The following is a 12,649-nucleotide window of genomic DNA, read 5'->3' on the forward strand; positions in this document are numbered from 1 at the left end:
GCTTAATGTGCTACCCCTACAAATTGTTGTTTTGTGGTGTTGAGATGGCGATCTTCGATATTGAAAAAGATGACTTGCTTCGGTTGTCCGATGAACGGCTCGAAGAGTTGATAGCGCGTCTCGCCGAGTCGGAGGTCGCGGCACACGGCCATAGCCCTGCGAGTGTAAGTTGGTCAGGCTCGATCAAGGCACCAGATGAAGGTATCGACATTCATGTGGAAGTGGATGCCTCCGAACTGGAAACGGGCTTCCTGAGCCGTCCGAATACTGTTCTCCAGTCCAAGAAGGACTCTATGCCAAAGTCTGCAATCGCGGCGGAGATGCTGAAGGATGGAGAACTAAATCCCACCATCGCAAACCAAGCCCAGATTGGCGGCAGCTACATCATCGTGAGCCTCGCCGACGATTGTTCACCACCGATGAAGAAGGATCGCCTCGAAGCCATGCGGGCAGCGATGGCCAATGACCCAAACAAGGACAACATCCACCTCGATTTCTTCGACCGTTCAAAGCTGGTCCAATGGGTGCGGCAGCATCCGTCGGTGTTGCTGTGGCTGAAGGGCAAGCTTGGTCAGGGTTATTCAGGATGGCAACCTTATGGAGCCTGGAGCAACCCGCCCAAAGGATCAACTGACACCCTTATCTCTGCTCCAGGCGTGACAGTTCACGTGCCGACTGAGCGAGGTCAGGAATTATCAATCGAAGACGCCATAGAACCTATGCGTCGGCTGATACGCACATCAAACAAAGCGATCCGCATCACGGGGCTTTCAGGTGTTGGTAAAACACGGATTGTTCAGGCACTCTTTGACGAAACTGTCGGCGACGATCCACTTGACCGGACTATTGCTGTCTATGTGGATACGGGGCAAGACCCTGATCCTTCCGCATCTGCGATGTTAGACCGTCTGATTGCCGAGGGTCGTCGAGCGGTGATGATCCTCGACAATTGCCCCTCCGATCTGCATTCGGCGCTGGCAGCCAAGGTGTCTGCTGGCGGTGGTGATGTTAGCCTCATCACAGTTGAATACGATATCAGAGAAGACAAGCCGCAAACCACTGAAGTGATCCATATTGAAGCCAATGGACCGGAAGTCGCCGAAGAACTTTTGGTGCGCCGTTTTCCCGATATTGGTCAAGGAAATGCACGGCGTGTCGCCGAGTTTGCCGATGGCAATTCCAGGGTAGCCCTGGCGATTGCAGAAAGGGTTGAACAGGGCGAGAGCCTCGCCCAACTGTCAGACGCAGAATTGTTCGACCGGCTATTCCAACAGCGGAGGGGAAAAGATGGTGACCTACGCGAACAGGCCGAGACCCTGTCGTTGGTATACTCATTCTCGGTTTCCGACCCAGAGGTTGGTCAAAACGAAATGGAAGTCCTAGGCTCGATTTCAGGGCACTCAAAGGCTCAATTGTTCAAAGCCTCCAAGAAGCTGGCAGACCGTCACGTTGTGCAGAAAAGAGCCCATTGGAGGGCGATACTGCCCCATGCGGTCGCGAACAGGCTTGCAAGCTCAGCATTAGAGGGCATCCCCGTTGAGACCCTGAGATCAACGTTTGAGGCACCAGGAAACAGTCGCCTTCTGATGTCGTTCGCTCACAGGCTTGGCTTGATGCATGATCACCCAGTTGCCATCGAGATAGTTGAGGCATGGCTGCAACCTGATGGCCTGCTGGGCCGTATTTCCGATCTCGATGAGAATGGATCGAGGATACTGGACTACATTGGGCCCGTTGCACCAGATGCACTGCTTGATCGGATCGAAGCCGAACTCACCTCGCCAGACTTTCAGGGAATGGATCCTAAGCACAATCCCCGTAGGACCACGATCCTCAACCTGCTTAAGTCTTTGGCCTACGAGGCCTATGCCTTTGACCGCTGCCTGGCACTGCTGATCCGCGTTGCGGACCATGAAGATGAAAACAATAACTATGATGCGGTAAGGGACAAGATTTCAGGTTTCTTTCAGCCCTATCTTTCAGGCACTCATGCTTCTCTAAAACAACGCCTCGCCGTCGTAGAGAGGTGTCTGAGTTTCGAAGACGCGGGACGGCGTTCCTTGGGTCTGAAGCTTCTTTCGACGGCACTGGATGGACCGCCGTGGACGGGCTTCGGTCTCAACGAGTTTGGGGCAAGGCCGAGGGATTATGGTTATCGCCCCAACCATGACCAACTCGTAGAATGGCGCACTGCCTTTATCAATCTAGCTGTGCGGCTTGCAAACGCTGACGACGAGGACATCAAAAGCGGTGCACGTCGAGTTCTGGCGAATGAGTTTCGCGGTCTTTGGCATCAGGAAGCGATGCGGGATAGGCTGGTCGAAGCAGCACGGGCGATCAATGATTACGAGCCCTGGGGAGCAGGCTGGAAGGCCGTTCGTTCGATCATCTACTTCGACCACACTAGGGAGAAGGGTGAAGCTGAGCCGGAGCCACTTCCCCAACACCTGGCCGACTTGGATCGGGACCTGGAGCCTCGCGACCTGATCGCAAAGATCAATACATACGTGCTTGGCAAAGGCCATGACCATTGGGCGCTTGATGACGAGTTCGACGACAGCAGCGACGACAAATATCGCGCGGCTGAGGATCGTTTGGCTGCAAAGGCAACAGACTTGGGTGAGAATTTTGCAGCTTCAGACCATCGCCTCGATGAGTTGGGGGCTGACTTGTTCTCAAACGACTGGATGCCCTATCGCAAAGCTTTCGGTATCGGCCTTGCTAAGGGGGCCCACAATTATCGTGAAGGTTGGCAAGGCTTGCTGGAACACCTCGCCAATTCATCTGGTTCGAACCACGACTTTGCGGTGATCGGTGGTTTCATCGAAGAGGTGGCTGCCAAAAACAACGGGCTTTCAAAAGAACTCTTAGATGAATGCGCTGAACACCCACAACTTCAGAAAGTCCTCGTGGGCTTGCATCCGTGGAACGAGTTCACAGAAGCCGATCTTGATCGGTGCGTGGCCCTGCTCGATCACGAAGAAACACGCACTTGGATGTTCGGCCCCATCCTTTGGCGTGATAACTACGCTCACCTCCCATCGGAACGTCTGGTCGGGCTTGCACAAAGATTACTAGCGAAGGCGGACGGAGACGACACGCTGCTCGAAGCACTGACCATGAAGCTGCACGGGGAAGACCCTGCTGACGATACCTTGGGTCCTGAGCTGAGGAAACTTGGATTGAAGGCGGCAACCAAATCACTGCTGGCAGATCACAGCGACCCTGGTGGCAGCAAAGACTATCGTATGGAAAACGTCATCAACGCCGCACTTAGCTTCGATGGCAATGACGCCGAAAAGAATGAGTGGTTGGATACGATCTTCTCTGTGGTGGACGAACGCTACGGCTACATCCATTCGTTCGAGAAAGCGATTGAGACGACAGCGGGGCTGATGCCCATGGCATTTCTGAACCGTGTTTTTCAGGGGACAGAGGACGAACAAAACCGACGCACATTTTTCATTCGGCATGGCGGTATACGTCGCTGCCCTCTCTCCAAGATCGTTGTGGCCGACTTGATAGAGTGGTGTCAGCAACGGAACGAGCCTGATGTCTGGGGGTTGGTTGCGTCAGGCATCAAGCTTTGGGAGAAAGGCGATAGCCAAAGGGACGGCTCTTCTATTACGTCATCCGCTGTTGAGTTCCTTGAAGCCGCACCAGAGCCAGAGCCAGTTCTGCACGCTTATGCAGATCGTGTCACCCCATCGTCATCGTCTGGTAGCCGTGCAGATGTCATGCAGCCGAGGGCCGATGCTATTGCTGAACTGATACAGCATGAGCGAGAAGAAATCGCGCAAGCTGCAAAGTCGGTGTCAGATCGGCTTGCGATGGAAATCGAACGTGAACGGGTTCGTGACAGACAAAGAGACGAGGAACGCGAACAGCGGTTTGAGTGACATCTTGCGTGAGACCTGTCGAATTCTTTTGCAGTTCGAGCGTGAGGAGTCTCAAGGTAGTCCTTAGCACCGAATGGCAGCAATGCGGATTGCGGTTGCAGCATTCAAACACTGTGTTCAAGGTCGGCTTCGGGCCGGTCGCGTTTCAATGGCCTGTATCGCCCTAGGGTTATTGAGACACTATTGAAGCTTACGCGGCGGCTGGTATTTTGTCCATTGTGTCGCGTCTGAACAGGTTTGGTGAGCGGTGGCCATGTCGCTGGATCAGCCAATGCTCGTTGTACTCCTCCTTGAAGGTCTGGAGGGCGGCCTGCAGCTCCTCGATGGTATCGAAGGTTCTGACCCAGAGCAGGTTTTCCTTCAGCGTCCGTATGAAGCGCTCTGCGCATCCGTTGCCTTCTGGGGCACGGACAAAAGACGGTGAGGATTTCGCGCCCAGCCAGGCAATCTCGTTCTGGAAGTCATGGCTGATGTACTGCGAGCCGTTGTCATGGCGGATGGTCAGGCCATCGGCGACATCCTTGCCGATGGCCCCGAAGCATTCTCGCACCCCCTGACGTATGGGCTGAAGCGCTTCGAAGCGTGTGCCCCGCACGGCCGCGTGGATGCCCACACAGCTGGCCGAACAATGGTCGGCGGCGATAAAGACCGCCACCTGTTGTCCCGTGCTCAGGAGAGTGGCTGTCATGTCCGTTCCCCACATCTCATCAATGCTGTCCGGGATGATGGTCCCGTCGTGGGCGCGCGGTCCATGGGCCGCACCAAAGCAGAGTTTGGCGCAGAGACCGTTCTCGCGCATCAGCCTTAGCACCCGGGCTTTCGAGGTACGGATGCCCCTGTAACGCAGGCGTGCCCAGAGCTTGCGATGCCCTTCACCATAGCACGGGCTGTCGGTGATGACTTGCCTGATCTCTTCGACAAGCTCCGCATCCGGCATCGGCCCTTGTGGCCCAGGGCGGCGACGCACTGGTGGTGCAGGCGAGGCCGGTTGCAAGTCACGGTACACGCTGGCACGGCTCAGGCCCCAGACCCGGCAGACACGAGAGACGCCGTAGCTCTTGCCCGTGGAGATCGAGATGACCGCGCTCATCGCTTCGACCTCCGGCGCGCAAAAGGGTGACCTGCCTCCATCTTGGCGATCTTCTCATAAAGAAGCTCGTTATCCATGGTGATCTCGCCCACCTTGGCCCGCAGCCTGTCGATCTCCTCGTCCCGGGCGTCGCGCGGACGCTGCTTCAAACCACTGGCACCTGCCTCAAGAAACGCATCGCGCCAGCTGCTCACATCCGCCGCTGTCGCCTCAAGTGATCGCGCGACCAATTCCACATTTTCGCCCCGCAGGACGCGCAGCACGGCCTCCTGCTTTCGGGCTGCCGTCAGTCTACGTCGCCGGGCCGGAGCCGGATCTGCTGCGATATGTGAAGTCTCCGCAGCTCCGACTCCGGCGCGCTCAACCTTCTTTTGTTCCATCATAAAACACCTCAATCATCCCCTTGGATCATGTCTTAAGCGGTGTCTCAAAAAACTCTAGGGCGGGGGAGGCCGCCGTCGGCAACCGACTTTCATAATTCACCAACTGCGCATTGCTGACTTTGGTGGCTGGTGCGGCATGGCGATGTGTTGGGCCTTAGCCCTGAATGGCCACCTTCATGTGTGTGATGCTGTGCCTGACAGGCGTGGCGCGTCAATAGCGGCCATCTCCCCCAATGATTGCCCGTCAGTCCGTGCCAGCCTGAAGGTCGATTGCCAATACTCTGATCGCGGACCGGTTAGAGTTTCGACGCTCTAGGAGAGGGCCCCGGAGGCTTGACGATATGCTTCCTGCGCGTTCGCTGAGTACTTTCGCGGCGCCATCTGGTCGGAATGCTCGCAAAACATGTCAAGGCGTTTGTGTCTGGGCTCAGAATTTTCCAAAAAGACCAAAAAAGGCCCAAATCACTGTTTTCCGGCAACCCGGGTGAATTCCACATAAGTTCCCTATCGGGGGTACGTGGGCAAACCCGAACCCGATAGGGAAAAACTGCCATGACTGCGCAAGGCCTTGCAAGTATTGCCAATTCTTATTTCGAAAACTGTGTTTTGACGGCCACGCTTTCTGCCGGCCGTGCGCATAGGGCCCTCTGATCTGATTGCAAAAATGTAGCTGTTTTCGGTAATGTGCCTCCCATGATGACTTACGCACATATCGTCCCCGTCTCGCGAATAGCGCGAATAATAGGTTGACCTGACCCGGGTCGACTGTCGCCTCCCTGAAGTTTGGAGAGCTGACAGTCCGCCCCACCGGTCTCAACCTGGTACGGGGGATGTGCGGTCCGACTGCAGACGCATCGTATCTATCCTCAAACTTGAATAACCGCATGGGCAAGGAGCCTGTGCATGCCTTGAGGAAGAAAGATGGCTTGTCCGACCCACACAGATCCCCATCAATCGCTGTTTTCCAGCGCGCAATCTTTGTGCTCGATTCGTGAATTTCGCTCACCAGAGGGCGCGGGTTTTTCGAATTCTGACGTCTTCGATCCCAAAGGTCAGCTGTTGAGCTGTGCCAAACCGTCGCAGTTGCGCGCCGTGCTTGGAAAATCGATTCCCGAAGGGGTTCAGAAACATAAGTGCGAAAATTTTCGGCTTCATTTGGGGCTGCGCGACGATGGCAAGACAATCTTGTGTCCTACATCTGACGCCACGCGAGATCAGGGTGATTGCCACAACATGTGCCTGCCGCCAGGTGATGATGCTTTGTGTAGAGGATCCTTTAAGGCTCTGATTTTTCGCAAACATTTCTCGCGCGATACAGGATTCCGTGCAGAATTTCCAGCCCCGAAGAGCGGCTTTCAGAGCCATCACGCAGGGGCTAAGAAATCGCCGCAAGCCCAAGGGCAAACACAGACCTGGACCGAAAAGGAGGACCTGACCATGACGACCTAAAAAGAAAAACGCCTGTCCTGCGCCAACAGGACAAGCGTTCACCAAGGCGGGAGTAATCCACCAATCACAAAAGAAGCCATAGCCGAAACGGCGCTCGGCTTCAAGGATCTCCCCGCCCTCCACATCGGATCTTCTTAGTGCAACGCCCCGCTTAAGCCCGGGACGTGACCGGACCCGGATTGTCCTGAGCACCGCCGAAGACCCCTCCCGACGCCCGAATGACCGGGCCTCGGTTTCCCCAGCCTCCGATGCAGTCGGAACCGGAATACGAGGACGAATTATGGATGATCTTGATGGCCAAATGGCCAACCACCCCCATGCCCACCTGTCTTATCTTTGGGAGGGAGATGTCTTGCCGCCGCCTCTGGCAGACCCCGACGAGCCGATGCGGGTTCTGCCGTCGCACCTGAACAAGCTGGAACTCGGCAAGTCGAGCAGCTCTTGTAAGGTGGCCTATACGACGCGCCTTCATCGCCAGGCTGCCCTTCAGCAGTTTTGGTGCGCCTCTTTTGAAGAAGCACAGGTGTACGAAAACATCGCCGCCAACCCGAATGTGATCGCGTTTCGCGAACAGTTGACCCGTACACCGTACATCAACCTCGCAGGTGAGAGCACCCACACCCTGTGGGATTGCAATACCTTGTTGAAAACCGGCGCCACGTTGCTTGTGTCGGTCAAATACGATGAGAAGGCCAATCGCAAATCCTACCTCGAGGAAGTTGCCAATATCGCCACGCAATGTTCGGCGGATGTCGCGGATCGCGTCCAGGTCTTGTCGCGCTTCAGCTTCCATCCGGCGGCCCGTGAATGCGCGAAAGCCATCCATATGGCCCGCCGTGGCTGGGATCCTGACGCCGATCGGATCGTTCTGGAGGCGGCCAATGATCTGGGGCCTCGCTTCACCTTCTCGGGGCTGATCACGGCCTCGCGGCTTGGGAACGCCGGGCGCGGTTACCGCGCCGCCGCACGCCTGATCGGTGATGGCGACATCGGCAAACACAAACTCGACCTTTTTACCCCCAATACTCAACTATGGAGCAATGCATCATGATGTATTTCGGAAACATTACCGCCTCGGACCGCGTAACCCTGGAAGGTCGCGAGGTCACTCATATCCTGCCTGTGCAGGATAAAAAGAGCAAAGCAATCACCCATTTTCAGTTTTCTGTCGTCAATGACGAGGGAAATGTGGATCTCCGCAAGTTCGAGACCGCGGAAATTCCGCACCTCTTTGACGCAGAAGCGCTGCTTGTGGAGAAGGGGTTTCACAGCATCGCCCGCCAGGAAGAACGCGCCCTTTATGGGGCGACGGAACTCTTTGGGGCCACAAAGAAGCAGCGTGATGCTGTGGATTTGATCATGCAAGCCTGCATCTTGATGGAGCGTTATCGGAACCTGGGCATGAAGCTGACCCGGGATGGGGTGGAAGAGTTTCACACTCTGATGGGCAATGACTATGACACTTATCAGGCGCGGAAACTGTATGGCACTCAGAAGCCGAATTCATCCCAGCGGTTGAAACGGCTGCCGAGCTCGGACACCCTTTTGCGCCATTTCCGCACATATAAGGCAGCAGACAAAAATCCGAATGCCTTTCTGGCTCCTCGCAAGGTGCAGATTGACGCTGCCACCCAAGCGCATGCGGACTTTGTTTACGTCTTGGAACGCCTTGGAGCATATGCAGATGGAACCCGTCCGTCCAAGGTCAAAATCATCACCGTGCTGATCGAGGACCTGAAGCAAATCAATGCTCAGCGAGAGCAGATGGGGGTGACAACAAAGTTCAAAATTTTGTCGCAAAGGACCTATGAGCGCTGGATCGACCAGTATCTGGATCCGTTTCTCGTTGTCATGCAACGTGATGGTTTGGCCGCAGCGCAAAAACAATTTGGCACCTCTGAGGGCGGACGCCAAGCCTCGGTTCCTGGTGAAGTGGTTCAGACGGATGCCTGGCAGTTCCATTTGGTTACTTTGGACGCGACCCGGGAAGAACTCAACAATATGACTGAGGAAGAGCGTGCCCAGGTCAAACGGGTGCGTCGTTGGGTTGTGTTCCTGATGGATATTGCGACGCGGATCATTCTTGGTTTCTCGATTTGCCGGACGCCCAATGAGAATGCCTCTCTGGAGGCATTGCGCATGGCCTATATGGACAAGACTTATCTGTTCCGCGAGATCGGCATCAAAAACTCTGACTGGCACCATAGCTGTCCCATTCAGGAAATTGTCAATGACAACGGATCGGAGTTCGGAAAGCAGCCTTTCGGAGGTGCTCTGTTCTCCCATGCGGCCTATCTGCTTTCCTCCACCCAGATGAACACGGTCGCCGGTGTCTCCAACATGCGTGGTCACATCGAGCGTTTTTTCTGGACCACCGATTTGAAATTGGCCCGGTATTTGCCGGGGTATACGGCGCAAAACCCGCAGGCACGCAATGATCGAAAGCCGAATGCCGAGGCCTGTATCGCCGATGACGAATTGCACACCATTCTGCTGGCATTTGTCGCGGAATATCACAAGACACCCCATCGTGGGCTGAACTACCGGACCCCTGCGGCTGTTTGGGAAGAATTGACCCAAGGGGCCCAATACGATTGCACCCAAATGCCGTCACCGGGTCAGTTGCGCGAGGCTTGCGGTTTTTATGCCAAGGCCAAAGTCGGAGAGGAAGGCATCCGTTATGCGGGGACCGTTTACACCAATGAACGTATCCGTAATGATCGCAAGGCCCGCGTGGTCGACCGTATTGCGGCGCCCGGGCAAACGCTCGAGATCAAAGTCGATCCGTTCGATCTCGGTGGGATTTCTGTTCTTGCCGATGGCGAGTTGATCTCGGTCCGCTGTATCGATCCGAGCATGAGCGGCAAGTCCTTGCGTGTCTGGCAGCAGGAACGCATGCTCGCCCGTCAGCGCATTGAGGCGGAAAACCTTGCGCAGGAAGGGGCCCGCAAAGAGGCCGCGGCAATCTGGGAAAACCTGTCGAAGACCGTCATGCGCCAGTGCGACATCGGTATGGTGGGATATTCGCAGGCCGAGGTCGAACGCGCCGCACGCGAGCTCGATTTTGGCAAGGGCCAGCATGAAAAGCCCTTCATCGGTCGTGCGGAATACCGCGATCCGGTGGATGAGGGTGGTTTCGAAGTCGATCACATCCAGGAAGAAGCGGAACCTGACACACCGACCGGGATGGACCGTTTCCGTTCGAAGGCCAAAGCCCGCAAAAACAAAACCGGGAAAGGACCCCAATAATGGCTGCTCAATTGACGAGTGCTGCGCGTAAGGAATACGCGCAGCAGAACGAAATCGCGGACCGTATCGTTGCCCTTGAAGACCATTTTGAGAAGACAGACGTCTATTGGGGGTTTCGCAAGCGGGTTTTTGGGGTCCTTGCCCAACGTGAAGCCCGCCTGCGGGCCGGAAAAACGGAGCAAAAAGGGGCTGCGTTGATCGGCCCAGCCGGGTCGGGGAAATCGCGGCTGGCCAAGGAGATCATCGCCGAGCACCATGCCTTGGCCGAGGACGCAGACGACCGCCAGTTCGGCTGTCGCATTCTCAGCGTGATTGTGCCCGGTCGGGCCACGGTGAAGGAAACCTTGACCGCCATCCTGAGTGAACTCAAGGTTCCGGTACATACGCGGCGCGATGATGATTATCTTGCCCGTTTGGTCATGGAGTATTTCAAGGAATGCGGGATCGCCGGTCTGCATCTGGACGAGGTGCAGGACAGTGGCCGGTATAAGACCTCAGACAGTATCGAGGTGTTCATCAAACGTTTCCGTAACATGATGCAGCACTCCGAATGGCCGATCTGCATCATCCTCACGGCGACGCCCGAGGGGCGTGCCATGATCAACCACGATCCCACGCTGACCCGGCGTCTTCGCCCGATCGAGATGAAGCCTATGACATTCGCAAGTGATGGGGCGCTCCTTCGGAAAACGATGATCAAATTGTTTGAGGATGCGGGCGTCCGGGACGCCGGAATTCTTCAGATCGACGAATTCATCAAGATCTTGATCCATGCATCCGTCGGGCGGTTTGGCGTGGCCGTTGAAATGACAATCGAAGCCATCGGCGAATGTCTCGAAGATGACAATGATGAGATCGACATGTCATATTTTGCCGACGCTTATGCACTTCGCATGGGCTGCGACGAAGAGTTGAATCCCTTTGTTTCCGAGCACTGGAAACAGATTGACACGTTGGAAGCTTTGCAACGGTACGAAGACAAAAAACGCGAAGCAATGAAGGTATTGAACAAACGTCGCCGACCGTCTGCCAAATGAGCTGAAACCGCAAAACCTTCCAAAGAAGCCGCCCCTCGGGGCGGTTTTTTTGTGCCTAACGCTCAACCCGGCAGGGCAGGGGGGCAAGGCAGAACGCATTTGCGGTGTCTCAGAGCGCATTTGGGGTGTCGGAAGGCGGATTTGCAAATGTCGCGTATTGACCTAAGTCATTGGAATCATTAGGGTCGAAAAACGGCCAAGACGTAATTTAGATGTCGGACGTCACCGGTATCGGCGGGCACTGAGCGAACTTGGCGGTTGCAAGGCTTTCGTGTCACCATTATCTTCCAAGCTTTTATCGGTCGGCGCCTTGTTGGCGTGCTATGACCATAGGTACGGGGCTATCGCAGGAGATCGTATGTCAGTGGGTGTTTTGTATGTAGAAACAGCAGACTACTCCGATCCTGTCATAGAATCAGACACGGAGTACCAGCTCTCATCTATGTGGCTTCGTGGGGACTGGGAACGATGATCGACGACAAGAAACAGGAAGCCATCGGGTTACGGGCCATGGGAACAGGCTTCGTGGCCATGGATGTTGTGGAGGGCCTTGAGGCGACCTTTGCTTCGGCAGGCGGTTCGTGCGGGAATGTTATGGCCTTGTTGAGCTGGCTGGGTTGGGATTCGTTTCCTGTGGCGCGACTTGGATGTGATGAACCGGGAGACTTCGTTGTTCACGACCTTCAGTTCGACGGCGTTAAAACTGACTTTGTATGGCAAGAACAGTCGGTCTCCACGCCAGTTGTCGTTCAGAAATTCAAGGTAGATGCTGAAGGCCACAGGTCACATCGTTATGTGTTGACTTGCCCGGATTGCGGCGGTTGGCTTCCAAGGTTCAGATCAACGACGATCCGACAAATCCAGCCGGTATTGGATAGTGATTGCGTTCCCGATATCTTTTTCTTTGACCGCGTGTCTCCGAGCGCCCTGAAGCTTGCCTCTTGGGTACGCGAAAGTGGAGGTCTAGTCCTCTTTGAGCCGTCTTCCATAGGGGATGAGAGCCAATTTCAAAAGGCAATAGATGTTTGTCACGTCCTAAAGTTTGCCGAAGATAGGCTCGGTCACATCAATGAAATCCGTGATCTCACTGGGCCAAATCTCATCATTCAAACCTTAGGACCGCGAGGCTTGGAATTTCGCCTTGGCTGGGATTGGTTCGAACTTGATGCTTTCGAGGCGCCATATTTTCTTGATGCGGCAGGTTCAGGTGATTGGTGTACCGCAATACTGTTGAGTGAACTTGGCAACCAGGGCAGTATGAACCCTGTATCCTGGACGCCGAGGTTAATCTCTGACGCACTTCGAAGAGGGCAAGCGGCGGCGGCGTTGAACTGCGGATTTGAAGGTGCCCGTGGAGCGATGCAAGCAGCCGACAAGGATGCTTTCATGTTGGCGGTTTCAGACCTGATGGCCGGCAAGGAAACTTCAGTTGAAAGATTGACTGAGGGTAAGGCTGAGCCGCGAGTGAACCTGTGTTCGCTATGCAAGATTGTTCCGTTTTCGACGGGGAAAGATGCCGAAACCGCCTAAAGTACTATGACA

6 protein-coding genes and 1 pseudogene are annotated in these 12,649 nt (G+C 55.3%); 6 read left to right on the top strand and 1 reads right to left on the bottom strand.

Annotation, left to right across the window (positions count from 1 at the left end):
- Window positions 1-44 precede the first annotated feature (44 nt).
- A complete protein-coding gene (locus ACGYLI_RS14110; protein WP_394419650.1) occupies window positions 45-3,899 on the top strand; it encodes a hypothetical protein in 3,855 nt (1,284 codons plus the stop codon).
- 190 nt (window positions 3,900-4,089) lie between these two features.
- On the opposite strand, the pseudogene ACGYLI_RS14115 reads toward ACGYLI_RS14110, so the two are convergent.
- Window positions 4,090-5,315 (bottom strand): annotated as a pseudogene (locus ACGYLI_RS14115) (IS3 family transposase).
- 978 nt (window positions 5,316-6,293) lie between these two features.
- Here ACGYLI_RS14115 and ACGYLI_RS14120 point away from each other — a divergent pair.
- The 5 genes from ACGYLI_RS14120 to ACGYLI_RS14140 all read left to right on the top strand — a co-directional run bounded on the left by ACGYLI_RS14120 (window position 6,294) and on the right by ACGYLI_RS14140 (window position 12,637).
- Complete coding sequence (locus ACGYLI_RS14120) at window positions 6,294-6,821, top strand: hypothetical protein (protein ID WP_156505814.1); 528 nt, start codon at window positions 6,294-6,296, stop codon at window positions 6,819-6,821.
- A 280-nt stretch (window positions 6,822-7,101) separates the two neighbouring features.
- On the top strand, window positions 7,102-7,872 hold the full coding sequence (locus tag ACGYLI_RS14125; protein WP_067928850.1) for a hypothetical protein: 771 nt from the start codon (window positions 7,102-7,104) through the stop codon (window positions 7,870-7,872).
- Window positions 7,869-10,070, top strand: coding sequence for a hypothetical protein (locus ACGYLI_RS14130; protein ID WP_150121463.1), 2,202 nt, complete (start codon window positions 7,869-7,871; stop codon window positions 10,068-10,070). Before ACGYLI_RS14125 ends, ACGYLI_RS14130 begins: the two co-directional genes overlap by 4 nt.
- Complete coding sequence (locus ACGYLI_RS14135) at window positions 10,070-11,107, top strand: TniB family NTP-binding protein (protein WP_067267216.1); 1,038 nt, start codon at window positions 10,070-10,072, stop codon at window positions 11,105-11,107. The genes ACGYLI_RS14130 and ACGYLI_RS14135 overlap by 1 nt, the downstream gene beginning before the upstream one ends.
- A 468-nt stretch (window positions 11,108-11,575) precedes the next feature.
- Window positions 11,576-12,637, top strand: coding sequence for a carbohydrate kinase family protein (locus ACGYLI_RS14140; protein ID WP_067267214.1), 1,062 nt, complete (start codon window positions 11,576-11,578; stop codon window positions 12,635-12,637).
- The last annotated feature ends 12 nt before the right edge of the window (window positions 12,638-12,649 follow it).

This window comes from Sulfitobacter sp. 1A13421, from assembly GCF_043557285.1.
In the GTDB taxonomy this organism is placed as follows: domain Bacteria; phylum Pseudomonadota; class Alphaproteobacteria; order Rhodobacterales; family Rhodobacteraceae; genus Sulfitobacter; species Sulfitobacter faviae.